This is a genomic window from Micromonospora sp. DT201, assembly GCF_049841575.1.
Taxonomy (GTDB): domain Bacteria; phylum Actinomycetota; class Actinomycetes; order Mycobacteriales; family Micromonosporaceae; genus Micromonospora.
This window is the reverse complement of sequence record NZ_JBNCKP010000019.1, coordinates 21,058-45,965: the sequence shown is the minus strand read 5'-3', so window position 1 is coordinate 45,965 and position 24,908 is coordinate 21,058. Positions and strand designations below refer to the sequence as shown.

Sequence of the window (24,908 nt, the reverse complement as noted above, 5' to 3'; positions counted from 1 at the left end):
GGCAGACGATTACGCGATCGTTGGTGTCCTGTCCGCTCGAACGTTTCGGAGTCCGGACCTACCATTCGGATGATCGTGCGGCGTTCGGACTTACCTTTCGGATGTGTCGTGGGCGCTGTCCGTTCGCGGCCGAGTTGGCAAAGTGGCCGCACTGACCACGGTCTGGATCCCTGCACGGGTCGCCAGTCAGCCGCGTGTGTCGAGCGGGACGTGCAGCGAGAGGTGCGCGGACAGGGCGCGGAGGAAGTCCGGGGCGTCGAAGACCGCGCCCGCGGAGGCGACGCCGGTGGTCCTGGTCCGGCCGGTGAGGATGCGGTCGACGGCCTCCACCGCGAGCGGCGCGCTGATGGCGTAGATGTCCTGACCAGCGGCGACCACGCGGCGCTCCGTGCCGCCGGAGCGGACGAGGACGTCGACGACGAAGGTCTGCGCGGAGCGGCCGCGCTCGTCGACGGCGGTCGGCGCCGAGGCGTCAGGAGCGGACAGGTCCGCGGCCGCCTTGGCGGTCATGTAGGTGCGCACCTCCGGGATGGCCAGGTGGCTGGGAATGGTGACGACGTCGGCCATGGTGAACTCTCCGATGACGCTCTGGGGGCCGAGCGGAGCCGGGAAGGGCCACTCCAGGGTCGGCAGAGCGTCGTCGTGATACTCCAGCCGTCCGCCGGTGTAGCGGACACGGCGGCCACCCCGTCGCTGCCCCGAGACCGCGCCCGCAACACGCGTCCCGGCGGTGGGGTGCCAACTGCTCAGGCCGTAGGCGATGTGCGCCTCGTCCGCCGCCGTCCAGTCGCCCATCGCGGTGGTGACCAACAGGTCGCCGAGGCCACCGTAGAAGGCCATCGCAGGGACCACCACGGTGCCCGCGGCGCGGGCGCGCTGCGCGAAGTGCGCGAACGTGTCAAGGTTCGCCTCGATCTCGGCCGCCACGTCGACATACGGGATGCCGGCGCGCAGCGCCGCCTCGACCAGCGGGGCTGCGGTCGTGGCGAAGGGCCCGGCGCAGTTGATCACGGCGGCCGCGCCGTTCAGCGCGCGGTCGAGCGAGGCTGGATCGTCGACCGACGCCTGCCGCGCATCAAGCCCCGGTTGGGCCTGCGCCAGCGCCAGCAGCTTGTCCTCGTCGCGACCGAGGAGCAGCGGGACGTATCCGCGCTCGCGCAACTCCGCGACCACGAACCGCCCGGTGTGCCCGTAGGCGCCGAACACCGCCACGTTCCGACCTGATCCCATGTCTGCTCCCGCGTGCTCGAAGTGATCCACTGCGAAAATCCTGTCCCCGTTTGCCCATCGGTGCCAGTGTCCGGAACGACACGACCCGTACAATTCCCGACATGAGTTCTGTCCCGCGTTCCGTCGCGGTCGCCGCTACCGACGGGATGCTGCACTTCGAGCTGGCCCTGGCCTACGAGGTCTTCGGTTCCGCCCCGGCCGCCCTGCCAGGCCCTTGGTACGACGTCAAGGTGTGCGGCACGCGCGCCGTCCGGGTCGGCCGGTTCCTGCTGGAGCCGGACTGCGGGCTCGACCGGCTGGCGCACGCCGACACCGTGATCGTCCCCGCCGTGGCGGACGTCGACGAGGACCCGCCGGCCGACCTGGTCGAGGCGGTGCGCGCGGCCCACGAGTCGGGCGCGCGGGTGGTCTCCCTGTGCACGGGCGTGTTCGTGCTCGCCGCCGCCGGCCTGCTGGACGGGCTACACGCGACCACGCACTGGGCCCACACCGATGAACTGGCCGCGCGCTATCCCCGGGTGAAGGTCGACCCGGACGTGCTCTACGTCGACAACGGCAGCGTGCTCACGTCTGCGGGCAAGGCCGCAGCGATGGACCTGTGCCTGCATCTGGTCCGCCGCGACCACGGCTCGGCTGTCGCCAACGTGGTCGCCCGCCGCCTGGTCGTGCCGCCCCACCGGGCCGGTGGCCAGGCCCAGTTCGTCACCACACCGGTGCCCACCCAGGACGACCATCCCCTGGCCGAGCTGCTCCCCTGGGTGATGCGGCGGCTGGACCAGCCGCTCACCGTCGAGGACCTGGCCCGCCAGGCGAACATGAGCTCGCGCCACCTGGCCCGCCACTTCCACTCGGTCACCGGCACCACCCCGCTGCAGTGGCTGCTGACGCAGCGGATCCGCCGCGCGCAGGAGCTGCTGGAGACCACGGACGACAGCGTCGACACCATCGCCTCGACCGCGGGCATGGGCACGGCGACCACACTGCGCCGCCACTTCCACCGCACGATCGGCGTACCGCCGGACGCCTACCGCCGCACGTTCCGGGCGTGAGGCTGCGGTCCTCGCCTTGACGGCTCTCGGCCGTCTCAGCAGCGCCCTCCGCCAGCTCGGCGCCCAGGTCCCTGCCCCCGTCATCGCCCATGCCCTCGGCATCCACCAGACGACCGCGACCAGACAAGCCATCAACGCCGGCACCACCTGGAGCCACTACGCCAGCGGCGGCCACACTCCGTCACCAACACGAGGACTGCGCCCACGAACTCGCGCGATCGGTTGATCAGACTGGTACCGCCCGACGTCGTGACGGGAAGCGCCGGGTTGACACCTCCGTCAGGGCCGATTCGACTCGCTCGCCAGTAGGTTTTACTGTCTGACCAGTAGATTGGTTGCCGGAAATCTACTAGCTAACTAGAAGAACCGTGCTCCCCGTCACCGGGACCCATTGGCATCCGCCTCCGATGCGGGGCTTATGCCGAGGAGCCCAGGGCGTCGCGTGCCGCGTCCTTGATGGCGGTGGCCGCGGATCCGTCCGCTCGTGAGAGCTCCGTGGGCAGGAATAGCACCGGGAGGATGACTGAGCCGATGGCGGCGGCGCCTCGCACGGCGCGCTCCTGGTCAGGGGCCGACCCGACAAGGCCCTTGGATCCGGCCCCGGCGTACGATTCCACGCCCGGCTCGGCAGTGCGTCGGCCAGCCGATCGGCGCGGAGCGGACCGTCGGACGGACGGGCGGTGACCCGGTGGCTTTTGGCCACGGCCAGGACGTAGCCGACCCGGCGGGCTTGCAGGTCGCGGCGCAGGTGCTGGTCGCCGCCGTAAAACTCGTCGGCGGTGCACCACGCGGCTGGCACCCCGGCGTCGAGGGCCCGGCCGAGCATCCGCCGGCCCAAGGTGACCTTCGTGGCGAAGCGCACGTCATCGGGCACGCTGGCCGTCGCGCACCGGACCTGGTCGTCGGTCCACGCCTTGGGCAGGTCCACCAACCCGGTGTCGAACTCGGCCAACCACTCCTCGGCGGCTACGCTATGCCCTGCGGCCGCGACGAAATCTTGAGTTGTCTCCACAAGCCGACCATGATCACGTGGCGGCCGTCCCCACGCCCGCAGACACGCTGGCCAGCTGATCAACCAGCGCTCATCGCGGGAGGCTGGTCGTTGCCGAGGCGGGTCTGGTAACCAGTTGGCTCGGCGGGGCGGGTCCGACAGGATGGCAGTCATGCGGGTCCGTCGTGCCGATGTCACCGACGCGCTGGCGATTGCCGTGGTACAGGTGACCTCATCGCGGGCGGCGTATCAAGGACTGTTGCCCCAGAGCGATCCGGACAGTCAGGATACAGGCCGGCGCCGCGAGGTATGGGAACGGATTCTGGCCGAAGCGGACTGGCCACGCTCTGCGACGCTGGTGGCTGACAACGACGATGGCATCGTCGGGTTCGCCGATCTGCGTCCGACACGAGACCAGGACGCCGACCCGCTCACGGTGGGCGAGATCACGGCCATCTACCTTCTTCCGGCCGTCTGGGGCACGGGCGTCGGCGCGCTGCTCATGACAGCGTCCGTCAACGCGCTGGGCAAGGCTGGCTATCGACAGGCGACCCTCTGGGTACTGGAGACAAATCACCGGGCTCGGCGCTTCTACGAAGCGAACGGCTGGCTGGCGGACAAGGCAGTCAAGCAGGACAGGACACACGGTGTCCTGCGGACCCTCATGCGATACCGACGGTCAGTCGGCTGACCAGCACCCACCTCACCCACTTCATCGTCGATCATCTACACAAAGATCCCGGGCTGCCTCCTCCTACACACACCGCTCGGCGTTCGGGTCCTCGCTGACACCGGCTACCAGGGACTGGGCACCGACACCGGCCGAGTCGTGATCACGCCCAAGCCCAAGCCGCAGAAACGCCGCACCTCGCTTCCACCGAGCGTGGTCGCCGCACACGACGCGGCCCGGAAACGACACTCCTCACAACGCATCCGCGTCGAGCACGTCATCGGACACCTCAAAAACTGGCGCATCCTCGGCCGCTACCACGGCCGACGCGAACACCTCGACGCCACCATCCGCGCCATCGCCGGCCTGCTGTCCGATCACCAGCACACCAACCGCCCGGCGACCCCGGGCACTACCAACCGCCCCTCGCCCCAGATGAAGAGCTGCGCTCGCCCGTCAGCCAACCGTGCACGAGGTCGTTAGACCGGCCAACCGACGGTTCCTTACCCGCACATGACGTCGGCTTCATACGATCCGCTCCCCCAGCCGGCCGCCTGATTCGACCCGTCCGCGGGTCCGCCCGTAGACGCCGCAGGATCGGTACCGTGGCGAGGTGATTCCTGCCTGCCCCGAGTGCCACGCGACGGGCGTCCCACTGCTCTTCGGCCTACCGGTCCCAGAAGCGAGAAATGCCGCTGCCGACGGCGACCTTGCGCTCGGCGGGTGTGTCGTCCCCGAGGAACCGCCGCCGAACTGGCAATGCGCACGCTGGCACCGATGGCTCGACGCCGATGAAGAGACGTGGCAAGACCAGCTCCGGGCCGCGCTACTCAGACACGGCTACGTTGAGCCAGACGGCGACGCCTGAGCTGGCGGTCAGATGGACACCCGGAACCACACCTCGCGAGGCGAGCAGATGACAGTTTTGGTCATTTCTGGAGGGCCGGGCCGCTCCCCTCGACCGCATCACCGCAGGTCATGATCCTCGTTCCCGTCCAGCTCAGCCAAGACGAACGCAGCGAACTTGAGGCCAGTCTTCGTCAAAGGCCAAGGCTCCTTCCGCAAACCCTGAACCAAGAGCGGCGCCGGCTGGCGGAGGGGTCGCGCTGCCCCGGCTCGCCGTCGGCATGATCATGGCCCGCAAGCTCGAGGCCGCCGACAACCCCCACCCCTCAGGGCCGGCAACTGCAGGTCGATCACGGCGTCGTCGGGCCGGTGGGCGCGGGCGGCGGTCACCGCGCCACGCCCGTCGGATGCCTCAGCCACCACCTCGATGTCGGGCGCCAAGCCGAGCAGGGCGGCGAGCCCCGCCCGGATCAGATCCTCGTCGTCGACCAGCAGCACCCAGAACACCGGCCGGGGTCATCGTCGCTCATGATCATCCGCACCTTCACCTCGGCTGGACCTCTCCCATGGTGCACCATGGGCCGGCTGCGGATCAGACGTGCCGGGGCTCCCACCGGAAGAAGCGGCGGGTCAGCCAGGCGCCGATGACCAGCCACACCAGCAGCACACCGGCCGAGGGCAGCGCGAGCAGGTGACTGTCCCAGAAGCCGAGCGCCCGGCCCCCGTCGGTCTGTGCCAGCCACCCGACGCGCAGCATTTCGGTGAACGGGCCGGTCGGCAGGAACCACAGCACCCGCTCAATCGGCGCCGGCAGCACACCCAGCGGCAGCAGGGCACCGGGGGTGGCCAGGAAGATCACCATGGACGGCAGGGTGGTCAGCATCGCGGCCTCAGAGCTGCGGGTGACCGCGGACAGCACCGCGGCGAAGGCGGCCATCACCGCGGCGCCCAGCAGCAGTGCAAACAGGATCACCAGCGGGTGTCGCGGCACCGGCAGGTCGAGCACCAGGATGGCATAGAGCACCAGTACGGCGGTCTGTGCCAGGAAGGTGAGCACGGTGCTGCTGGCGGTGCCGAGCAGGATAGTGCGGTCGGACGGCAGACCCACACGCATCCGCTTGAGCACGTTCTCCTGCCGGCGCGAAGCGTAAACGGTGGTCAGATGGTGGTGCACCACGAAGACCATGATCAGCGCGGTTACGCTGACCACCCGGCGCACTCCGGGGACCGTCTGGCCGCCGTATCCGCTGGTCAACAGCAGCCCGATGAGCAGCGGAGTGACCACGGAGAGGGCGGTGGCGGTCCAGTTGCGCCGCAGCGCCACCAACTCCATGCGCAGCAGGGCGAGCATCTGCCAGGACGGCCGCGCCGCCCGATCCGTCGTGACGGTGCTCATCGAACTTCCTCACGTTCCGGTCGGTGGCCGGCGTTAACGTGCTCGCCGGCGATGTCCAGGAAGACGTCCTCGAGGGTGGCCGGGCGCGCGGAAAGCCCGTACAGCCGCACTCCGGTGGCTTTGGCCCAGTCCAGCAGCCGGGATAGGTCGCCCTGCAGGTCGCGGGTCTCGTAGGCGACGCGGTCGCCGTCTACCGAGAGCGTGCCGTGCGGCAGATCGGGCAGGTCGGACCCCTCCGGTGAGCGGAACGTGATCCGCGCCGGCAGCGTGTGCACCACCTCCTCGGGCGTCCCGCGAGACACAATGTGCCCGCCCTGCATGATCGCCACCCGGTCGGCGAGCACCTCCGCCTCTTCGAGATAGTGCGTCGTGAGCAGGATGGTGGTCCCGCCCGCCTGCAGCTCGCGGATGACATCCCAGGTGCGGCGCCGCGAGGCCGGGTCCATGCCGGTGGTCGGCTCGTCGAGGAAGAGCACCTCCGGCCGGCCCATCACGGCCAGCGCCAGCTCCAGCCGCCGGCCCTCGCCGCCGGAGAGCTGCTCGACGGCGACGTCGGCCCGGTCGGCCAGCTCCACCGTCTCGAGCATGTCGCGGGTGGTGCGCGGACGGACGGTGAGCGCACGCCAGGACTCGATCGTCTCGCGTACGGTCAGGGCGCCGGTGAAACCGCCGTGCTGGAGCATCACGCCGGTCCGCGGACGTACCGCGGAACGGTCGGCGATCGGGTCCAGGCCGAGCACCCGCACCTCGCCGGAGGTCGGCCGCTGCAACCCCTCGAGCGCCTCGATCGTGGTGGTCTTGCCGGCGCCGTTGGTGCCCAGCAAGGCGAACAGCTCGCCGCGGCCGATGGCCAAAGACACCCCCCGGACCGCCTCGAACTCCCCATAGCTGCGACGCAGCTGGTTCACTTCAATGACGACGTCTTCCATGACTTCAGCCTGCCCATTCGGGAACACAATGCCGATCCCCGTGCTGTCATGATTCGACCGTGTCGTTTGCACGGGTCACCCGTGCACTGACCCCGCTCCGGCCGTGATCCTTTCCCGCGCGGTCATCCGGGCCAGGACTGGCCCGCCCGGACGCAGTGCTCATGATGCCGGCCCCGGCGATCAGCATCCGGGCGAGCACCGGCAGCGGCGCGGTCGTCGTGGTGGGGGTCATCGCGCTGTCGTGTCCCTTCCCGACACCGGCCCGGCACCGGATGTCTCAGTCTCGCGGCCTCGTGCGTCGTGTGGAAGACGTGGAGAACCGCTGTCCGGCCCGGCCACTGGGCAGATCCGTGCCGGTCGGGCCAGGGTGATGATCAACTTGCCGGGCGCCGGGCGGCCGGGGTCAGCAGACCCGCGACAACAGCGGCACCGGCCGCGGCAAGCGCCGCCACGAGGAACCCGGTGTGTCGTGATCTGACGATGCCTGGTCGCAGTGCTGGCTCCGACTCCGCCGCTTCTGACGCACCCCGGCTGCCAGCCTCAAGCGTCGATCAACCGGCGCATGGCCTCGTTCTCCGCACCCTGCTCGTTGACGACGTGTTTGGCCAGGTTGCGCACGTACGCGTTCCGGCCGGCGGAGACCGCACCCTTCGCCATCGCGATCGCGCCGAGATGATGCTCGATCATCCGGGTCAGGTAGAGCCGGTCGGCGGCCGGTCCCGGTGCCGCGGTCAGTTCGGCGAGCTGCGCCTCGGTGAGCATGCCGTGTCCCTCGCCGGTGTGCACCCTGGCCGTGGCAGGATCGGCCGGGTCGACCCGCGGCTGGTTCCAGCTTTCCAACCAGGCGTTCATCTCATCGACTTCACGCTGCTGGTCGCGGGCAATGAACTCGGCGATAGCGACCACCCTCGGCGACACCCCGGACTTGGTCAGCAGGTTCCGGCTCATTCGCACGGCCTGCGCGTGGTGCGGGATCATCATCCGGGCGAAGAGCAGATCCACCCCGTTGGGCGGGTTCGCCGGTGCCTCGCCTCCGGCACCTCCCAGAGAACCGTCGGCCGCCGCCGCGTCGGACGGAGCCAGCGCCGGGCTGGACGCGGGCGCAGACGGGCCGGACCGGGACACCGACGGATCGGGCAGCGCCACCGCCGCCGGAGCTGGCGCGACTCGCTCCGGATCCGCGCCCCGACCACAACCGCCGCCCATCATGACCAGACCAGCCAGGGCGAGGACCAGCATTCCGGTTGCCTTGCGCATGCTTCCTCCACAGTCTGCTCGGTTCGAAGCTCGTCCCGATGGCTTTGCCAGCGACCTCGGCGGGGCGGCCGGTGGTCCCGCCCACGCGAACCAGCGCGAGCGGGACCACCGGGTCACTCGGTTGCGGGCATGCTCACGGCTGGCCGTTGACGTCCAGGCGGGACGCCGGGCCGATCGGGTTCGTCGCGGTGTAGTCGCGTGGCAGCAGGTCGAAACCCTGCCAGTGCACCGGCATCGGGCTCTGGTCCTCGTCACGCGGCACATGGTGGTAGCCGACCCGGACCCACATCACCGGGTCGGTCAGCGACTCGCCGTTTGAGTAGTCGAGGATGCCCCGGCCCGCACACTCAGGGTCGAGGTTGAAGGTGGCGAACTTCTCGCACGGCTTGTACTGGGTGAACGTGACGTCCGGTTGGGTCTCCGGGTGCGCCTCGTACGCGTCGCTGGCACCCAGCTCCAACTCGTACGACCGGTTGTGGCCGTCGGAGTTTTTGCTGGTCGGGCTGACCACCCGCCACCAGCGGCGCAACGCGGTGTTGAGCGGGGCCTCGGTGGCGACGGCGGACTTGGTGGTGCGGTAGATCGCCGCGCGGGCGCCGGCCTCACCGGTCGGTGCGGTGTCGTACTGCTCGACCTTCTCCTGGCCCCGTCCGCCGATGTTGAAATCGACCTTCCAGAAGGCGCTGTGGTAGTGGTTGGTGGCGAAGTCGGTCTGCCCCGCACCGAGCGGCCAACCGTCGTCGACGGTCGTGTAGTCGCGGGGCGCCAGGTCGCCGGTCGCACCGAGCCGGACCGCGATCGCACCGTCGTCCTGCAACCGGTACTCGGTGATGTACTCGTACCAGCCGACCTTCGCGATGGTCCGCAGGACCACGTCCTGGCCCTGCTTGGCGATCGGTTGCTCGGGCGTTTCGCCCTGCAACCGGTACGCCAGCCCGGTGTCCTCGACCTTCACGCACATCACCTTGGTCTCGGACTGGCCGTCCTCGGTCCAGACGCCTCGGCGGGAGCCGCCCTTGCAGTCCACCGCGGACATCTGCTGCAGGTAACGCCCACCGAACCCGTACGAGGTGATGTCGTTCCACTCGTTCGCGCCCGAGTCGTACGGGACGTTGAGCTGGGCGATGGTGACCTGGTTGAGCACCGTGATCGGGTTGGCGTCCCGCTTGCCCTGGTAGGCCACTCGTTCCAGCACCATGCCGGTGCGGTCGTCCATCCGCCAGCAGAGCTGCCACAGCGAACCGTTCGGCAGCTCCTGCTTGACCATCGCGTCGGCGTCGCAGTACGTCCAGCGTTCGTCGGCCGCTGTCGCCGGTACCGCCGCGGCGAGTGCGCCGAGCAGGGTGACCGTGGTCGCGGCGCCGAGCAGCGCCGTCAGCTTCCTGTTTCGCATCGGGAAAGAGCCCTCCACTTACTTCAGGCGGGCGACGACGCGCCCGGAGAGGTCGACGACGATGTCGGAGATGTCGATGAACACGCCACCAGGCACCTGGGGCACGAGTTGCAGGCAGCGGTGCGTGCCGCACTGCTGCGCGCCCTGGTCGGCCGGTGCGGCGACGTAGCTGGGCGTACTGAGCAGGACCTGCGTGACGACGGTGATGTCGGCGCCGGTGGCCTTGCGATACCGCGACTTGAAGTCGGCACTCAGGTCGCTGGCCAGGAAGAGGCGGAAGGCCTCGGTGCTTTCCCGAACGCTCGCCGGGGGTTGGATTCCCGGTGCGGCGAAACTGTTCTCCAGCTTGCCGGTCTTCAGGTTGACCACCTGCTTGACCAGTGTGTTGTCGGTGTAGTTGTAGAAGTAGAAGGCGGCCCGTCGGGCGCCGTCGGAGCGCTCGTCGACCAGTTCGGTGGATAGGTATTCCGGACCTGCCGCGCCGGTCACACCGGTGCCGGCGGCCAGCGCGCCGGCGGCGACCTCGCGGGCGGCGGCGCGTTCGTCCGGGGTGATGGGATCGCGACCGGTGCCCTTCGCCGGTGCCGGTCCCGGGGTGGGGTCGTCGATGGTGACTGGGCCGCTGTCCGTCTCGACCCGGGTCTGTCCGGCCGCCGGCCCGGCGGTTGCCGGTGCGGAAGTCGGTGCAGTCGCGGCGGCGCTGAGAGAGACGGCGGTGGTGGTGGCCACCACCGCGGTGGTGACGGCGATGCCCAGGCCCCATCTGAGGCGTTGCGCTCGGTCTCGCCAGGGCGATCCGGGCGTCGCCGGATCCGTGGGTTCAACACGCTGCATAGACACTCCTGCGGAAGTGTGGTTTCGATCTGCTGCGCCGGGGTCGGGCTCCGCGTCGAGGCCGGCCTCCGTGACCGGGCGATCGCCGATCCGGTACGTCGTTCACCCTGCGGGGAGCAAGCCGGGTACGGGTTGCGGGTCCATCAATTCCCGGGAATATGTCGCGGCCTGGTGAACGCGATCAGGGCTGGCCCTTTCTCGTTCGATCCGCGCAGGCCGGTACAGCCCGGTAACAGCGAGGAAACGATTGGTATCTATTTTCAAGATCTCTGCGGGGGCGGCCGGGCCCACCGGCATCTGAACGGGGATACGGTGAGCGCTCTCGACGACGCAATTGCCGACGCGCTGGCCCGCCCGGCCCGCCCGCTCGGCCCGCCGCCGTCGGGCACCGAGCTGGCCCGGCGCCGCCTGTCGGCGCTGCCGGTGGCCGCCCAGGCCGTGGCGATCATCGCCCCCTCACCGGGCATGATGGCGGCCAGCGCGATGGTCGCCTGGCTCGGTGCGGCGGCAGTCCCGGTGTATCTGCTCGCCACGCTCGCCATGGTGCTGGTCGGATCCTGTGTCGCCCAGTTCGCCCGGCGGATGGCGGCGGCCGGTTCGCTCTACACCTTCGTCGCCAAGGGACTGTCGCCCCGTACGGCGTTCCTCACCGGGTGTACGATGCTGCTGGCGTACCTGTCGCTGGTCGGAATGTGCCTGCTGGGGGCCTCCCGGCGGCTGGCGATGCTGCTTGCCGACGCCGGTCTGCTCTCCGCCGCCGAGCAGGAGCGGACGGTGTTGCTGCTGACGGTGCTGCTCGGCACGATCCTGGCCACCTGCGTGGTACGCGGCATCCAGGTCTCGGCGATGGTGACGCTCACCCTGGAGGCCGCCTCGGTCTGCGTGGTACTCACGGCGCTCGCGGTCACCGCCTACGCGGGGGTGGGCATCGACGACACCCTGGCCGCACCGGACCTGACCGCCAGCGCGGTCACCGGCGCGCTGATGATCGCGATCACCGGGTTGGTCGGTTTCGAGAGCGGTTGCGCGCTGAGCGTCGAGGCCCGGCGGCCGTACGCGGTTGTTCCCCGGGTGATGCTCTGGACCCCGGCCGTCTGCGGTGCGCTCATGGTGGCCGCCGCCGGCCTGCACATCTACGGTTTCAGTCGACACCAGGGCGGGTCCGCGGTGGACGGTTCAGCGCTGGCCGGGCGTGCAGTCGCGGAGGTCACGCCGCTGCTGCCGATCCTGCTGCAGCTTGGGCTGGTCTCGTCGCTGTTCGCATGCGCGATGGCGTCGGCGAACGCGGGCGTCCGGGTGCTCTTCTCGATGGGCCGCGAGCAGGTCACGCCGCCGGTCTTCGGGCGTACCCACCCGCGCTACCGGACGCCGTACGTCGCCGCCGTGACGGTGATCCCGGCCGCCGTGCTCACGCCCGGCGCGCTCTGGCTGGCCGGTCTACCGATCCGGTCCATCTCGAACGCGCTGTCCGTCCTCGCCACCCAGGGTTTCCTGCTCACGTACGTGCTGGTCTGCCTGGCCATGCCGGTGTTCCTGCGCCGGATCGGTGAGCACACCCGGGGGGCGAGCGTCGCCGGACTGCTCGGTGCGGTGCTGCTCGCAGCCGTCTTCACCGGCTTTTGGGTGGAAACCGTACGGAACGGCAGAGCCGTGCTGGTCGCCGTTTTCGCCGGTCTGCTCGCGCTCGGCCTGCTCTGGTTCGGTCGGGTACGCCGGCGGGTGCCCGACGTCGCCGTCGGCTTCTTCGACGAAGCCACCATCGAGGACATCCTGCCCGGCGCCTCGCCGGTCGGCCGGGGCTAGGGCCGATGACCAAGCCGCCCCGGCACCCACCGGCCGAGTTGGCGGGACGCCAACCGGCCGCCGTGGTCTCCGCGCTGACCGTGCTGGAGGAGGTCGCACGGGCAGGTCCCGGGGTGACCGCGAAGGAGATCTCCACCGCGCTGGGCCTACCACCCGCCACCACCTACCGGCTGGTGAACCTGTTGGTCGCGGAGGAGTACCTGGTCCGGCTCGCCGACCTGCGCGGGTTCGCGCTCGGCCGGAAGGTGATCGAGTTGGCCGGCGCCGCCGCCCGGGAAGCGTTGCCGCCCGGGGTGCCGGAGGCGGTGACCGCCCTGCGCACCCGCGTACGCCTCGCCGTGCACCTGGTCCGCTACCGCGACGGGCGGCTGCGGCTGGTCGACCCGGATCCGGACCATCCGCCCTCGGCGGAGGCGCTGCTGGCCCGACACCTGCACGCCTCGGCCGTGGGCAAGCTGCTGCTCGCCGAGCGGCGGGACCTGTTGCCGGTGGCGCTGGCCCGGCTCACCCCGGCCACCATCACCCGCCCGGACCTGCTCGACCTGGAACTGGCCGGGGTACGCAACGAGCAAGCGGCCCGTCAGCTCGGCGAGTTGCGCCGGGACCGGGGTTGTCTGGCATTCCCGGTCCGCGGCCGGGCCGGTGACCTGCTCGCCGGTCTGGCCTTGAGCACCAGCCCGGACCGGGTCAGCCGGCTGGACCGGGCGGTCCTGCGGCTGATCGGCCGGTGTGTCGATGAGTTGGCCGACCTGCTGACGCCCGACCCGACCTGATTCGGTCCATCCCCATCTCGGTCAATACGACCGCGCTCACCGTCCACCTGCTCGTCGCGGGTGTGCACCGCGTCGACCAGGCACTGATCGGCAGCCCCGTTCATCGATCATCAGCCGTCAGATCAACGAACGCACGCAGACGCAGCCGCGCGGCAGGGTTGCCGACGAACCAGGCAAAGAAGTCGCTGTCGGCATCAAGGCCGGCACGAACCGCGTCACACCAGTCCTGCCGATCAAGCACGGCCAGGTACTGCCCCACGAGGTGGTCTCGCTGTTCGTCAGTGCATCCGGATCGCTGCGGAGTCTTGTCCACCAGGTGGTCGGCGATGACCGCGGCGTTGACATACCTGTCCACGGCCGGCGCCTGCTGACCGAGGCGAGCCACGTGCGCGGCGAGAACAGGAGACGCCGGCGGATAGTGCTCGAGGGTCATGCCCATGCCACCGCAGTCAGCCATGACCTTCAACAGTCGACCGGTGTGATCGACCAGGCCGCACACGCTACCGGTCCGCGCGCAGCGCCGCCGCAGCGATGTGCTCGTTGTGATGGATCGGGACGTCGACCTCACAGAACCCATCCGCAAGTTCGCCCGGTGACGCATCGGCCTTGCTGAAGTGGGTGTCGAGGACGGCGGCGACGTCGACGCCGCGGAGGCGCTGATCTTTGCGCGTCTGCGGACGCTGGCGCCGGCAGCGGTGGAGTTCGTCGTCCCCATTGGGAACTGGTGCCCTATTGAACGGCTACCGGTCGGACGCGTCACATCACTGGTTGGCGTGGCTGTACGTGGCGCGCGACCGCCGGGGGCAGGGCTTTTGCAGTGCACTGCTCGCCCGTCACCACCAGGTCGAACCCGACGGCCGCGGCGGCGGCCCTTCCGATCGGCACGGTCAGATGGTGCACCTGTGGGTAGGCCGACGGGGCGGTGTTCCCGTACTCCCGGATGAAGCGGTTGGTCAGGCCACGCGCGGGTCGCCCGGAGAACGCGAGGGTCACCGACGTGCCGCTGAACCGGGGGTCCACCAGGGCGGCCTGGTGCCGGGATGGGCGCCGCTCTCCGGGGTAGCAGGAACGCCGTGCCCAGTTGCGCGGCCGTCGGTGTCGCCGACCGGCGGGTCACCGAGCGTGACGCCGTACCGCTGTGCCTCCCCGCGAGTGCCCGGCGGTAGCAGTCCAGCGCCACCGGATCGGTGGCCGACGTCGCGGGCACGAACACGTTGACGCCGAACAACGCCCCGGTCCGCGCCCGCACCTGCACCAGGTCGGCCCGCAGGTCGGCCGGAGACCGGGAACCGGCGGCCAGAAAACCCAGGCCGCCGGCCACCGAAACCTCACCGACCAACGCGGGGGTCGAGGCGCCACCGGCCATCGGCGCCGCGACGATCGGGTGTCTGATCCGCCCGAGCACGTCCCGGGTGGACGCGCCCACGGTCAGGCCGGCCAGGCCGGGGACCGACCGAGCAGCCGCAGCAGACGGTCCTGGTCCGAGCCCTCTGCCGGCAGCGGCGGCGCGAACGACGAACCCGGCAGGCTGCGGGACGCACCGACGGGTACCGCCCGTCGGGTGACCTCCAACGCCGCCTCGACGATGTCGTCGTCGAACTTCGGCGGCGCACCGAGCGCGGCGCCCACATCCCACCCGTGCACCACGTAGTCGAGGAAGTGGAAGCTGATCGCCATCCGGGCCGGGAAGGCGCCGACCCGCCGGATCTCCGGCAGCCAGAACTCTCGGCGCATGACGTCCGGTCCGTCGAACGCGCCGATCACCCGTTCCGCCGACCGGATGTAGTCACCGCCCGGGTCGGCCGCCGGCTGCTCCCGCCAGACCGAATCGTCCTCGGTCTCGCCGTCGGCCGCCGCCGCGAAGCCGTTGTTCTGGGCGGTCATGTGGGCCAGCAACTGCCGCAGACTCCACTGCGCGCACGGGGTGGGCAGCTCCCACTGTTCCTCCCGCGCACTGGAGACGATCTCCACGCTCTGCCGCACCGCCCGGCGGTTCAGCTCCTGGATGTCCACCACAAACCCTCTTTCCGCTTCCCGCTGATCTATCTGCCGCCCTACCCGCCCCGGTCAGTCGTCGAGCTGGCCGTGCTCCCGCCACCAGCGCCGACCGCCAACCAACCTACACTCGTGGATGAACGGCTACGGCAAGCTGCGCCGCTGCACAGACAAGCGCAAGGTCATCGTCGAGTTCTACCTCTACCTCGCCGCCACCCTCACGGTCATCCGCCGCCTGATCAACCAAGCCCGCATCGACAGGGCTGCGACCAGCTACCTCGCCGCCGCAAGGGGCCTTGGTGATGGCGCCGTCCACGGACAGGTCCTGCAGGTCCAGACCGATCATGCGGTGGTAGGCCGTGAGCGCGATGCGTAGCAGCGCCTTCCCGGGGCCGAGGGTGGCCCACTCGGCCAGTTGCACGACCGCCAGCGGCTCCAACCAACGGTCGGCAGACCGACGGGTCCGCAGAACTGGGGCGTCCGGTGTCCCCCGGACCAGCAAAGGCACCGCCGCGAGCCCGCGGCACATCATCAATCGCTCCCAGACGAACTGGCGGCCACTGCGGCCGAGCGGGTCGCCGGTCTCCTCCACCTTGCCAACCCTGACCACGTCGAGCCTCGCCACATCCCGAGCCTTCGTGCCGTGCTCTGCCATCCATGCCTCCGCAAGTCACCGTGGTCGATGACCCGAGATCACAGCAGATCCGGGCCACGACGCGCAGTGACACGTGAGGCCAGGCCAGGATGGCGACCGGCCGAAGAGTCACGTTGCGTTGACAGTGCGAGAGGCCAAGGATGTCACCACTGTTTCGGTCAACGGGACGTCCGGTGCCCGGTGCTACGCGTTGACCCGCGTCAAAGACAACGCCTTGTCGAGATCGTCCGCAACCTGGCTGAACGCATCAGCGACGCCAAGGCCAACGGACGGCGCGGCGAGGTCGAGGTCCTCACTGTCAGTCTCCACGCAGCGCAGAACAAGCTCTCAGCGCTTGATCGAGCCGCCCGCAACCGTCCGGGACCCGCGTCCCTCGGGCTACCGGGATTGCTACCCGCCCGCGGGCATTGACGGCCGCGCTGGTGCACGCCGGTGGGAGCTGCTGACCGACGCGGGCGGCTCGGGGGCTGTCCTTCGAGCTAGCCGATGTGCGTCGCACCGGCCCGCTGCGTGGCGGTCAGTAGTGGAGCAGTAGTTTTCTGCTGTGCCCGAAGACGGAGGACAGCGGTCGAGGCTGCGTGCCGAGCGCAGTGACGGCATTCAGAACCGGCAGCGGATCCTCACGACGGCGATGGTTGTCGTTGCCCGTGACGGCCTGCAGGTGCCGCTCGCGACGGTGGCGGCCGAGGCTGGCGTCGGTATCGGCACCTTGTACCGCCACTTCCCGAACCGCGCGGCGCTGCTGGACGGCCTGGTCGTCCAGTCGCTGCGCCTGGTCGTCGACGAACTGCGGGAGGCGGCCGCGCAGGCCGTGACCGGGATCGACGCGGTCCGGGGCTACCTGTTCCGGATGATCGACCGCCGGGATGAGCTTCTGCTTCCGTTGCGGGGCGGCCCGGCGGTGATCAGCGACGAGGCAATCGGCCTGCGGGACGAGTTGCGCCAGACGATCGAGGCCATGCTGGCCCGCGGCGGCGCGGACGGCACGATCCGTGCGGGCGTTCGCCCTGTCGACCTGATCCTGATGGCGACGATGGTGGCTCAGCCACTGCCGGGGGTCACCGACTGGGACCGGCACGCCCGCCGGGCCGCCGGCATCTATCTCGCCGGCCTCGCACCGCACGACGACGGGCTCGCGCTACTGTAAACGGAGTAATTCATCCGTATAAGGAGACGTCGATGAGCATGCTTTACCTGGCCCAGGCCGACCAGCAGCAACAACTCGAATGGCTGGACGGTGGCACGCTCGCGCTGCTGCTCGACGGCAAGGCCACCGACGGTCAGCTGATGATGGGCCGCTTCGACGTCAGCGAGGGCGAGGCCCCGCCGTTCCACACCCACACCCGTGAGGACGAGGTCTTCATGCTGATCAAGGGCACCGCTCTGGTGTGGCACGGCGACGAGGAGTACGAGCTGGCCGAGGGCGGTGTCGTGTTCCTGCCCAAGGGCACCCCGCACGGCTACCGCATCACGTCCAAGAAGGCCGACCTGCTGATGATCAACACGCCGGCCGGGATTGAGGGCATGTTCCGGGCGACCGGGCGTGACAAGTCGACCCCGCGCCCGCCTGGCTTCCAGATTAAGCCCAATCCGGCGATCGCCACCGAGTACGGCAACGTGATCGTCGGTCCGCCCCGCTGACCTGCGTCCTTGATCACTCTGCGTGGGCGAAGCCTTGAGCTGAGCATATGTTTAAGCGGACGGATTCATCCGCTTAGCATTCGATCAGGAAGCCGTGACTCATGACCTCACCACTGGACCCGCAGATCGCCGCCGCCCTCGCCCCGATCTTGGAGCACGCCGGTGATCTCACTCCGCCGCCGGCCGGTGACGTCGAGGGCCGTCGTACCGCGCTCAACGGGATGCTTTCCGCGATCAACAACCTGGAGCCCGCAGCCGGCGACGTCCGCACGACCGACTACCACCTGAACACCGCCGACGGGGCCGAGCTGCTGCTGCGCTGGTACACCAAGGACGGTGCCCAGCCCGGCTCGGCCGTGCTCTACTTCCACGGCGGCGGCATGATCCTCGGCAATGTCACGATGTGGGACGGCCCGGTGAGCCGCATCGTGTCCCGCAGCGGAGTCCCGTTCCTGTCGGTCGAGTACCGCCTGGCCCCGGAGCACCCGTTCCCCGTGCCGGTCGAGGACGGTTACGCGGCGCTGCAGTGGCTGCACGCGCACGCTGGCGAGCTGGGCGTGGACCCGGCCCGGATCGGCGTCATGGGCAACAGCGCGGGCGGGGGCCTGGCGGCCGCGCTCTCGATCCTGGCTCGCGATCGCAGCGGCCCTGCGATCGCCAGGCAGCTGCTGATCTTCCCGATGCTCGACGACCGGAACACCGTCGCCGACCCGCACATCGCGCCGTATGCGGCCTGGTCCTACGACGACAACATCACCGCCTGGCAGGCCATCCTGGGGGAACAGGCCGGTGGCACCGACGTACCGGCCCTGGCCGCCCCGGCCCGGATCACCGACGCTACCGGGCTGCCGCCGGCCTATATCGAGGCCGGCCAGCTGGACATCTTCCGCGACGAGGATCTGCGCTACGCCATCGCCCTGAGCCGCGACGGCGTCCCGGTCGAACTGCACCTCTACCCCGGCGCGCCCCACGAGTTCGACGTCATCGCCTACGAGAGCGACGCCGCCCGGCACGCCATCGCCGGCCGGGTGCGCCAGCTCCGGTCGCTATAGCCCCCATTGTGTAGGCGGTGCGGCGCTGGGCCGGAGACGAATGGTCGCGGGGATCGTGGAGCCTGATCGGCCGGCAAGGCTAACCTGCTGACCACTCCGGCCTGGCCGCACGGAGCCCGAAGACGGCGACCCCTACCCGACGCCAGCCGAGCAGGTGACAGCCCTTGCGGAGGAAATGACGCGCGGAGCCTGGCGGGAGATCGTCACTGAACTCGACCACGCCACTCCGCACGCCACCAAGGTAAAGCTCGGCCTCACCAACCACGTCTGGTGCGATCTCTTCATCGGGCTGGTCCAGGCCATCGAGATGACCCGACGCGGTTTCGACAGCATCCCCATCACGGTCAGAACTTTGATCCTGGGTTCGGCACTGCAGGCCGACCGGCCGCACGTCTCCGAAGCCGTCGTCGGCTTGATCGTCGACAAGGCGTGGCACAGCATCCAGGCCGCAGCGTTCGCAGGCGCACCGCTGCTCGACCTCATCTCAAACGAAGAAGCCTTGCGCGCACTCCGGATCCTCGCCGTGTTCATCTGCCCCGCACCAGCACAACACCGCAGTACGGCAACACGCCCTGAAGCCACTCGGAGAAGACGCCACCGAGATCCTCACCGGCCAGACCAAGACCAGGCTTGCCGAGCTACTCACCGACTGGCGAGCCGGCGGAGACGGGTCTGCGCAAGGCTGTGCTCCATGCACGACGGCGCACTCGTTGAAGGCAGGTGCCCACTCCCTCCTGACAATCGGCAGACGCCGGGGCAGCATCAGAGTGAGCGGGCCGACCTGAATATGAGGTGGAGCCTGTTGTCGTAACTCGGGCACGATGCTCGGATGATGCTGCTGGTCCCCGCGGACCCTCTACGGCCCCGCCGGCCCGATGACCACTTCGCGCCCGAAGCCGACGCGGCCCGCGCCGCCGGGATCGACGTCGCAGTGGTCGACCACGACACGCTGACCCGCGACGATCCGCACCGCGCGATCACGGCCGTGCCCGCCGGCGGCGTCGCGGTCTACCGCGGGTGGATGCTCCGCAGCGACCAGTACGCGGCTTTCGCCGACGCCCTCGCCGCCCGTGGCGTGACCCTCCGTACCAGCAGCGACCAGTACCGCCGCGCCCACGAATTCCCCGGCTGGTACCACCAACTCGCCCCGGTCACCCCGACCTCCACCTGGACGACCAGCGCGGAGCGGACCGCGTTCGACCAGGCCCGCATCCGGCTCGGGACCGGCGCCGCCGTGCTGCGCGACTACACGAAGTCGATGAAACACCACTGGCACGAGGCAGCTTTCATCCCCAACCTCACCGACCCCACCACCGCCTGGCAGGTCGCCGCCCGCTTCCTGGAACTCCGCGCACATGACTTCACCGGCGGCTTCGTCCTGCGCGCCTTCGAAACCTTCACCACCGCCGAGGTACGCACCTGGTGGATCAACGGCGCTTGCGCACTCGTCGGCGCGCACCCCGACACCCCCAACGACCTCCCACCCACCGACCTCGACCTCAGCACGCTCACACCACTGGTCGCCGCCCTCGACCTACCCTTCATCACCATCGACCTCGCCCGGCGCGACGACGGAATCTGGCGCGTCATCGAACTCGGCGACGGCCAGGTCAGCGACCGACCCACCACCATCAGCCCTCACGACATCATCGCTGCGCTACGCGTAGGCATCCGATGACAGCGTTGGCGCTCCGACAAGCGTGGTGAGCCTCGACGGCGACCCGACCCGAGTGACGGCAGCGTCGCACGACAACCAAGCCCGGCGCCCGGTCCAAGGTCCGCAAGCCCGAATCTCCACGACTGCGTCGGATAGCCTGCACCGACCGCGACGACAACGGAGCACGCCCATGAAGCTGTCGCCCGGAGCCACCGGCTTCAATCCGCCACCCGGCGACCAAACGGACCTCAACGCCTTCACCGCGGTCTGTTACCACGCCGCACGCACCATCGACGCGACCGTCACCGGCGTGACTCCTGCCGGCATCACGCCGAGCTTCCACACGATCGACGTCACCCACGCCCAACACCGCATCGCGGTGCTACGGCACACCGCCCTGCCGATCGTTGCCTTCGCCTCACCCCGGGCACCCGGTGACAGCAACATCACCTTCATCGAGAACCCCGGCCTCGCCGCCGCCATCACCAACCTGACCGACGCCCAGGTCCTCACCCTCGACCAGTTACACACTCCGCTGGCTCAGATCGACCTAAGCGCCCTCGACCCCGGCGAGCAGGACCAAATCAGCTACTGGAAGCCGAACACCCTCGGCGAACTACTGTTCAACTTCTGGGACTGAACACCAACAGCCTGACGCGCGAACAGTCAAAGATCGTCTAGCCGGACGTGCCACAGATCAATCGACAGCTACCCCTCGCGCATCAGGTGAGGCCCGGCAATGCCGGCAGGCCGGCGTGTCGTTTCGCGAGACATGCTTGACAGTTGCGTCGCACTAGATGCTTGCCGGCCAAACCTTGGCTTCGGCTAACGCATACACGAGTTGCCGCCGCCGCTCGACTAAATCCCGGGCGCTGACCGGGAACCACCTCGCAGCCGGCATCGTCTCAGAGGTGCACAGATTGCGTGCATTCGGTCGCGAAGGAGCGATATGCGAGTAGTCGTCAGAGGGCTCGTCGTGGTGGTGGCCCTGGCCGGACTGGCCGCGTGTACGGGTGCGCCCAGGGCGGCCGAGGCACCCACCACCCACGGGCGGGAGTCGCAGCGATCCGCTGCGGTGACCGGCACGCCGACCATCCGATCCGCGTGGACCTCCTGCGCGGTCGACGCCCCAGTACAAGACGAGGGACGCACGCTCGCCGCCCTCGCCCTGCCCCGCCTGGGAACCGACTTCGCGGTGACGGCCGCAGTCCATTGCCAGCTCGAGCCGAAGCGACGCGCTGACGGCGGTGAGGACCTGGTCCTCACCGAGGGTCGAGCCACCGACGTGACAACGCTTCTTGCCGCACTGCGCCTACCCGATGACACGACCACCGTCGAAGCCTGCACCCTGGAGATGCCCTGGGTGCCGAACCTGCTGTTACTCGACGCACAAGGCCGATGGATCCGCCCGGGACTACCGACGGACAGCTGCCGCAAGCCGCGCCCCGAGGTCCCCGAGGCCGTGCGAGCCCTGCGCCTGACCACCGTGTCGGAAAAGGTCGTCCGGGAAATCGTGTCAGCCGGAGCAGCCGCCTCCGGATGCAACCAGGATTGGTCAGATGTGATGGCCACCGAGACCAGGGACCCAAGGCTCCTCCCACGGCCGGGCCGGGTGTCACTCCCGTCCCAGGTGCGTCTGTGCGTCTACCGGGTGCCGACACAGCAACAGGACACGCCCCAACCAGCCGGGACCTTCGAGTACGGGCTACTCCTGCCACAGCACCGACGCGCGGCCATCGAACGGACACTGACCGCGCTACGCCCAGCAGAGCAGTGCTCAGACGCCGCAGACCGATTCGCTGCCCTCCACGACGCCACGATCACGGGCGACGTGGTCTACGTCGAACTCGACCACTGCCGACGGGTCCTGGCCACACCGCTGTACGGCCCGCCGATCCTTGTCCAAGCCGACACCGCGCTCATCGAGCTGCTCAGCAAGTAGTCGCCCGAGCCAACCCAACGTCGACCTCTCCACCCACTGTCGACGCGATGACAAGTCGCTCCACTGTCCACCGATCAACTCGAGAAGACCAGGACCAGGGAGCGCCGACGATCCTGCTCGCATCCAGGCTCGTCGGAACAGCCGACGTAGCGACAGTCAGCAACATCTGCAGCGCTTGACGCGGAATCAAGAGACCAAATGCCGCTTCATCCAGGACGCGGATGAAGCGGCAGGTCAGAGCGGATGACAGCGAACAGATCAGCAGCCAACCGTCCACGCGGTTACCGCCAACAAAGATCATCCATTACCGGATGTTACCGCCGTTACCCGCTCGATGACCGCAGCGCACGGTTTAGGAAGTGTGGACACGGGCGGAAGCCGCTCGGCAGCGGCCCGGCTGGGTCTGCGTCGCCACGCTGGCTGTCACGTCCAGGAGCTGACCGCCGTTGACCCTCGGCTCCCGTCCCATCGGGAACGGAGCGGGCACGCCCTGCCCCCTGCGGTCGCCTGCATTGCTGGCTCTCCTGCTGTACGCGCCTCTCGGATCACTGATCTCCTGCCGGTCCTCGCTCCGGCTGGTCGGGCAGTGGAGTACAGGTGCTTTCGCCGGTTCTCAGGTACCAGAGCACCTGATCGGACGCTGGCATGGGCAAGGGGTCACCGAACGAGTGGACCTCCAGCTCCGCGAGCTGCCCGCTGGCAAGGAAGAGCAAGATGCCTCCGAACCACTGCCCCTCTTGATCGGGAAACTGTCCTTCTACGCGAACCGGAGTCTGTGCCGGTGAGGCGGGAAGGTTCTTGCCTTGTGGGAAAAGGTGGATGGTCCCGCATCCACATCCGCATCCGGGGCGGACCAGGACGTCTCGCGCTTGTACGCGGAGCTCCTCAACACCCGCGAAGTTGTGGCGGAGAAGTGCTTCCAGGACGCCGGCCTCGTTCGCGCTCAGGTGCCGTAGTGGCGGATCTGGCTCTGTCACGGCAGAAGCTTAGGCGCGGGCGACCGAAGCGCCTAAAGCCCATCTCTGTCGAAGATCCCCGCCGGAGGCATGTTCTGGCACTTGGCGCGGCTATCAGTACCGGCCGGCGCGCCAGCCGATGCCGGCACTTGCGCCGCCAGCAGGCCGAGCGCGGCCGGCGCGGCCCGCTGGCGGGCCGCCTTGATACAGCAAGAGAAGAATTCGGCAATCAACCGCACTGGCCGCACTGGCCGCACTGGCCGCTGAAGCTTGACCGACGGTCAGGCGACGCCAGGCCAACTCCAACTTGACTGATCTTGGTCCCCAAAGCGGCGAAAGGGCCGACCCGATTTCCGGATCAGCCCTTTGACCTGCGTCGGGACGGCCGGATTCGAACCGACGACCCCTTGACCCCCAGACCTCGGCAAGGTGGTCGGGTGAGGTTGGCACGGCTGCACAACAGCCCGGTCGGTGTCGTGGCAGCCCCGTGTGGTTCCGTCGGTTGCTGTACATCGCTGCTGTACTGCCGGGTCCGTACGAGCGACTCCCCCTGCGCCAGGCCCACTCCCCTGCACCATGTTGATCCCGTGTGCTGATGAGGCACGGGACGGGCACGCGCCGACTGGGGGTGTGAACCCGGGAACCGCGGCTCAGCCGCAACCCGCGGGTTCGCGGCAACGTCCAAGGTTCATGAGGATCGCCCCCCTGGTCGCCGCGAGTACAACACTGCTCACGGTGACCGCATGTAATCCGGCCCCACCTGCCGCCTGCCCGCTCATCTACGCCCCTGCCGGCGTGGTCTTCCATCTGGAAGACCTACGCCACCTTCCTGGCCCAGCTGAGATCCGGGCGTGCATGGACGATCGCTGCGTAACCCGCGACAGCCCATCGCGGATCGACACACCAATGCTGACCGCAGGTTCAGAGGACGCCACCGATCATCGCACCGTCACGGCCAGACTTACCCTGACGAATCCCACAAACCGAGTTGTCGTATTCGACGCCTCCACGAGCGTCACACTACGGAGGATCGAGGCTCCCTCGTGCTCCGACCAGACCGCCTATCAGGCAAGCGTCCGAGCTACTGCCGTCGGCAGGCTCGTGCCGAGCTGACTGAACTCGAACGCGCTAATGCGTTGACCACTTGGCGTTGTATTGATTCAAGGCGTGGGCATAGTCGATCAACTTGGACAAGATGCCCTCTGAACTGCCTGTTCATGGGTCACCGGTGGTCAACGCTCGTTGCTCTTGGTTCACCTCTGACGGCCTGGATACGGCCTGATCTTGGGACTCGCCCAGGCGACGTCGGGATGGACTACGACGGCGCGTTGCCCATCATCTAGATACGAGGATGTCGTGACCTGGTGGGGGCGCTGTAGTGCCTTGCTGCGGCTCGCATGGACTCGATGAGCGTGAAGCCCGGGTAGTAACGCGGGTCGGAGTACAAATGCCGGTAGTAGCAGGCCCAGTAGCTCGCCACTCGCTGACGCGTGACGGCGAGGAAGGCCGGGTTCGCGGCGAGAACCTGTCCATAGACAGCGTGCTGCGGGGTCGTGGGGTCGTCGAGCTCGACGAGTGCACGGCGGACGTCGAGCAGGATCTCTAGGACGTACTCCCCGACCAGCCGGACCACGAATGGGACCACCCACGGCTCGTTCAGCCGCAGAATGTGCTCAAGCCGTCGCTGCCGTACTCGACCGTCGTGGTGACGCGTATAGAGGCAGCTGAGAATCGCGAACTGCGTCGGCGGCAGACTGGCCTCCGCACCGGCTGTGGGTTCGGCTTGATAGATACGGTACGGGATGACCAGTGGTTGCTCATCGACGGTTACACCGAATG

At 68.9% G+C, this 24,908-nt stretch carries 23 protein-coding genes and 5 pseudogenes; 13 read left to right on the top strand and 15 right to left on the bottom strand.

Going from position 1 to position 24,908, the window contains the following annotated elements; genetic code table 11:
• Nucleotides 1-186: 186 nt before the first annotated feature.
• Nucleotides 187-1,230, bottom strand: coding sequence for a saccharopine dehydrogenase family protein (locus ACLQ28_RS26280; RefSeq protein WP_425688937.1), 1,044 nt, complete (start codon nt 1,228-1,230; stop codon nt 187-189).
• A gap of 101 nt (nt 1,231-1,331) precedes the next feature.
• On the opposite strand from ACLQ28_RS26280, the gene ACLQ28_RS26275 reads away from it, so the two are divergent.
• Nucleotides 1,332-2,279, top strand: a complete 948-nt coding sequence (locus ACLQ28_RS26275; RefSeq protein ID WP_425688936.1) for a helix-turn-helix domain-containing protein — start codon at nt 1,332-1,334, stop codon at nt 2,277-2,279.
• A 607-nt stretch (nt 2,280-2,886) separates the two neighbouring features.
• Here the strand turns inward: ACLQ28_RS26275 and ACLQ28_RS26270 are convergent.
• Nucleotides 2,887-3,207, bottom strand: a pseudogene (locus ACLQ28_RS26270) (transposase); the annotation flags it as partial.
• Between the two features lie 235 nt (nt 3,208-3,442).
• On the opposite strand from ACLQ28_RS26270, the gene ACLQ28_RS26265 reads away from it, so the two are divergent.
• Together ACLQ28_RS26265 and ACLQ28_RS26260 are read left to right on the top strand one after the other, a co-directional pair.
• Nucleotides 3,443-3,961 (top strand): GNAT family N-acetyltransferase, encoded by a 519-nt coding sequence (locus ACLQ28_RS26265; protein WP_425688935.1) that lies wholly within the window; start codon nt 3,443-3,445, stop codon nt 3,959-3,961.
• A 30-nt stretch (nt 3,962-3,991) separates the two neighbouring features.
• Entirely contained in the window at nt 3,992-4,423 is a 432-nt protein-coding gene (locus ACLQ28_RS26260) for a transposase family protein (protein ID WP_425689013.1), read from the top strand.
• Nucleotides 4,424-5,071: 648 nt separating this feature from the next.
• Here ACLQ28_RS26260 and ACLQ28_RS26255 read toward each other — a convergent pair.
• From ACLQ28_RS26255 to ACLQ28_RS26230, 6 genes are all read right to left on the bottom strand, one after another.
• Nucleotides 5,072-5,293, bottom strand: coding sequence for a response regulator (locus ACLQ28_RS26255; protein WP_425688934.1), 222 nt, complete (start codon nt 5,291-5,293; stop codon nt 5,072-5,074).
• An 85-nt stretch (nt 5,294-5,378) separates the two neighbouring features.
• On the bottom strand, nt 5,379-6,182 hold the full coding sequence (locus ACLQ28_RS26250) for an ABC transporter permease (RefSeq protein WP_425688933.1): 804 nt from the start codon (nt 6,180-6,182) through the stop codon (nt 5,379-5,381).
• Nucleotides 6,179-7,111: an ABC transporter ATP-binding protein gene (locus ACLQ28_RS26245; protein ID WP_425688932.1), complete on the bottom strand. Its 933-nt coding sequence runs from the start codon at nt 7,109-7,111 to the stop codon at nt 6,179-6,181. The genes ACLQ28_RS26250 and ACLQ28_RS26245 overlap by 4 nt, the downstream gene beginning before the upstream one ends.
• A 540-nt stretch (nt 7,112-7,651) precedes the next feature.
• Nucleotides 7,652-8,368 (bottom strand): DUF305 domain-containing protein, encoded by a 717-nt coding sequence (locus ACLQ28_RS26240; RefSeq protein ID WP_425688931.1) that lies wholly within the window; start codon nt 8,366-8,368, stop codon nt 7,652-7,654.
• Between the two features lie 133 nt (nt 8,369-8,501).
• A complete protein-coding gene (locus tag ACLQ28_RS26235) occupies nt 8,502-9,761 on the bottom strand; it encodes a primary-amine oxidase (RefSeq protein WP_425688930.1) in 1,260 nt (419 codons plus the stop codon).
• Between the two features lie 18 nt (nt 9,762-9,779).
• A complete protein-coding gene (locus ACLQ28_RS26230; RefSeq protein WP_425688929.1) occupies nt 9,780-10,595 on the bottom strand; it encodes a hypothetical protein in 816 nt (271 codons plus the stop codon).
• Nucleotides 10,596-10,907: 312 nt separating this feature from the next.
• On the opposite strand from ACLQ28_RS26230, the gene ACLQ28_RS26225 reads away from it, so the two are divergent.
• The gene (locus tag ACLQ28_RS26225) at nt 10,908-12,398 is read left to right on the top strand and encodes an APC family permease (protein ID WP_425688928.1); all 1,491 of its coding nucleotides are present in this window, start codon (nt 10,908-10,910) and stop codon (nt 12,396-12,398) included.
• A 5-nt stretch (nt 12,399-12,403) separates the two neighbouring features.
• A complete protein-coding gene (locus tag ACLQ28_RS26220) occupies nt 12,404-13,171 on the top strand; it encodes an IclR family transcriptional regulator (protein ID WP_425688927.1) in 768 nt (255 codons plus the stop codon).
• A gap of 100 nt (nt 13,172-13,271) precedes the next feature.
• Here ACLQ28_RS26220 and ACLQ28_RS26215 read toward each other — a convergent pair whose 3' ends face one another.
• The 4 genes and pseudogenes from ACLQ28_RS26215 to ACLQ28_RS26200 all read right to left on the bottom strand — a co-directional run bounded on the left by ACLQ28_RS26215 (nt 13,272) and on the right by ACLQ28_RS26200 (nt 15,184).
• The gene (locus ACLQ28_RS26215) at nt 13,272-13,604 is read right to left on the bottom strand and encodes a hypothetical protein (protein WP_425689018.1); all 333 of its coding nucleotides are present in this window, start codon (nt 13,602-13,604) and stop codon (nt 13,272-13,274) included.
• A 323-nt stretch (nt 13,605-13,927) separates the two neighbouring features.
• Nucleotides 13,928-14,197 (bottom strand): annotated as a pseudogene (locus ACLQ28_RS26210) (nitronate monooxygenase); the annotation flags it as partial.
• Nucleotides 14,198-14,324: 127 nt separating this feature from the next.
• Nucleotides 14,325-14,576, bottom strand: a pseudogene (locus tag ACLQ28_RS26205) (nitronate monooxygenase); the annotation flags it as partial.
• A gap of 23 nt (nt 14,577-14,599) precedes the next feature.
• Nucleotides 14,600-15,184, bottom strand: a complete 585-nt coding sequence (locus tag ACLQ28_RS26200) for a TIGR03086 family metal-binding protein (protein WP_425688926.1) — start codon at nt 15,182-15,184, stop codon at nt 14,600-14,602.
• A 109-nt stretch (nt 15,185-15,293) separates the two neighbouring features.
• Here ACLQ28_RS26200 and ACLQ28_RS26195 point away from each other — a divergent pair.
• Nucleotides 15,294-15,419 (top strand): annotated as a pseudogene (locus tag ACLQ28_RS26195) (IS5/IS1182 family transposase); the annotation flags it as partial.
• Here ACLQ28_RS26195 and ACLQ28_RS26190 read toward each other — a convergent pair.
• Together ACLQ28_RS26190 and ACLQ28_RS26185 are read right to left on the bottom strand one after the other, a co-directional pair.
• Nucleotides 15,414-15,533 (bottom strand): annotated as a pseudogene (locus tag ACLQ28_RS26190) (IS5/IS1182 family transposase); the annotation flags it as partial. The pseudogenes ACLQ28_RS26195 and ACLQ28_RS26190 sit on opposite strands and share 6 nt — an antisense overlap.
• 471 nt (nt 15,534-16,004) lie before the next feature.
• A complete protein-coding gene (locus tag ACLQ28_RS26185) occupies nt 16,005-16,130 on the bottom strand; it encodes a hypothetical protein (protein WP_425688925.1) in 126 nt (41 codons plus the stop codon).
• A 235-nt stretch (nt 16,131-16,365) separates the two neighbouring features.
• Here ACLQ28_RS26185 and ACLQ28_RS26180 point away from each other — a divergent pair, with 235 nt between their 5' ends.
• The 7 genes from ACLQ28_RS26180 (at nt 16,366) to ACLQ28_RS26150 (ending at nt 22,113) form a co-directional block, all read left to right on the top strand.
• On the top strand, nt 16,366-16,968 hold the full coding sequence (locus tag ACLQ28_RS26180) for a TetR/AcrR family transcriptional regulator (RefSeq protein WP_425688924.1): 603 nt from the start codon (nt 16,366-16,368) through the stop codon (nt 16,966-16,968).
• Between the two features lie 32 nt (nt 16,969-17,000).
• A complete protein-coding gene (locus ACLQ28_RS26175; protein ID WP_425688923.1) occupies nt 17,001-17,462 on the top strand; it encodes a cupin domain-containing protein in 462 nt (153 codons plus the stop codon).
• A gap of 101 nt (nt 17,463-17,563) precedes the next feature.
• Nucleotides 17,564-18,514: an alpha/beta hydrolase gene (locus tag ACLQ28_RS26170; protein WP_425688922.1), complete on the top strand. Its 951-nt coding sequence runs from the start codon at nt 17,564-17,566 to the stop codon at nt 18,512-18,514.
• A gap of 154 nt (nt 18,515-18,668) precedes the next feature.
• Entirely contained in the window at nt 18,669-19,325 is a 657-nt protein-coding gene (locus ACLQ28_RS26165) for a hypothetical protein (protein WP_425688921.1), read from the top strand.
• An 18-nt stretch (nt 19,326-19,343) separates the two neighbouring features.
• Nucleotides 19,344-20,192, top strand: coding sequence for an ATP-grasp domain-containing protein (locus ACLQ28_RS26160; protein WP_425688920.1), 849 nt, complete (start codon nt 19,344-19,346; stop codon nt 20,190-20,192).
• A 169-nt stretch (nt 20,193-20,361) separates the two neighbouring features.
• Nucleotides 20,362-20,811 (top strand): hypothetical protein, encoded by a 450-nt coding sequence (locus ACLQ28_RS26155; RefSeq protein ID WP_425688919.1) that lies wholly within the window; start codon nt 20,362-20,364, stop codon nt 20,809-20,811.
• Nucleotides 20,812-21,120: 309 nt separating this feature from the next.
• The gene (locus ACLQ28_RS26150; RefSeq protein ID WP_425688918.1) at nt 21,121-22,113 is read left to right on the top strand and encodes a hypothetical protein; all 993 of its coding nucleotides are present in this window, start codon (nt 21,121-21,123) and stop codon (nt 22,111-22,113) included.
• A 2,295-nt stretch (nt 22,114-24,408) separates the two neighbouring features.
• Here the strand turns inward: ACLQ28_RS26150 and ACLQ28_RS26145 are convergent.
• Nucleotides 24,409-24,714 carry a hypothetical protein gene (locus ACLQ28_RS26145; RefSeq protein WP_425688917.1) on the bottom strand — a complete coding sequence of 102 codons (306 nt, stop codon included), beginning with the start codon at nt 24,712-24,714 and terminating at the stop codon, nt 24,409-24,411.
• Nucleotides 24,715-24,908: the final 194 nt, after the last annotated feature.

Bases quoted from the DNA above. Each gene is read 5' to 3' on its own strand.
- ACLQ28_RS26215 (WP_425689018.1), bottom strand. From the start codon at position 13,604: ATGACCCTCGAGCACTATCCGCCGGCGTCTCCTGTTCTCGCCGCGCAC.
- ACLQ28_RS26155 (WP_425688919.1), top strand. From the start codon at position 20,362: ATGAAGCTGTCGCCCGGAGCCACCGGCTTCAATCCGCCACCCGGCGAC.
- ACLQ28_RS26150 (WP_425688918.1), top strand. From the start codon at position 21,121: ATGCGAGTAGTCGTCAGAGGGCTCGTCGTGGTGGTGGCCCTGGCCGGA.
- ACLQ28_RS26175 (WP_425688923.1), top strand. From the start codon at position 17,001: ATGAGCATGCTTTACCTGGCCCAGGCCGACCAGCAGCAACAACTCGAA.
- ACLQ28_RS26280 (WP_425688937.1), bottom strand. From the start codon at position 1,230: ATGGGATCAGGTCGGAACGTGGCGGTGTTCGGCGCCTACGGGCACACC.
- ACLQ28_RS26265 (WP_425688935.1), top strand. From the start codon at position 3,443: ATGCGGGTCCGTCGTGCCGATGTCACCGACGCGCTGGCGATTGCCGTG.
- ACLQ28_RS26275 (WP_425688936.1), top strand. From the start codon at position 1,332: ATGAGTTCTGTCCCGCGTTCCGTCGCGGTCGCCGCTACCGACGGGATG.
- ACLQ28_RS26250 (WP_425688933.1), bottom strand. From the start codon at position 6,182: ATGAGCACCGTCACGACGGATCGGGCGGCGCGGCCGTCCTGGCAGATG.
- ACLQ28_RS26160 (WP_425688920.1), top strand. From the start codon at position 19,344: ATGATGCTGCTGGTCCCCGCGGACCCTCTACGGCCCCGCCGGCCCGAT.
- ACLQ28_RS26230 (WP_425688929.1), bottom strand. From the start codon at position 10,595: ATGCAGCGTGTTGAACCCACGGATCCGGCGACGCCCGGATCGCCCTGG.
- ACLQ28_RS26245 (WP_425688932.1), bottom strand. From the start codon at position 7,111: ATGGAAGACGTCGTCATTGAAGTGAACCAGCTGCGTCGCAGCTATGGG.
- ACLQ28_RS26235 (WP_425688930.1), bottom strand. From the start codon at position 9,761: ATGCGAAACAGGAAGCTGACGGCGCTGCTCGGCGCCGCGACCACGGTC.
- ACLQ28_RS26220 (WP_425688927.1), top strand. From the start codon at position 12,404: ATGACCAAGCCGCCCCGGCACCCACCGGCCGAGTTGGCGGGACGCCAA.
- ACLQ28_RS26170 (WP_425688922.1), top strand. From the start codon at position 17,564: ATGACCTCACCACTGGACCCGCAGATCGCCGCCGCCCTCGCCCCGATC.
- ACLQ28_RS26240 (WP_425688931.1), bottom strand. From the start codon at position 8,368: ATGCGCAAGGCAACCGGAATGCTGGTCCTCGCCCTGGCTGGTCTGGTC.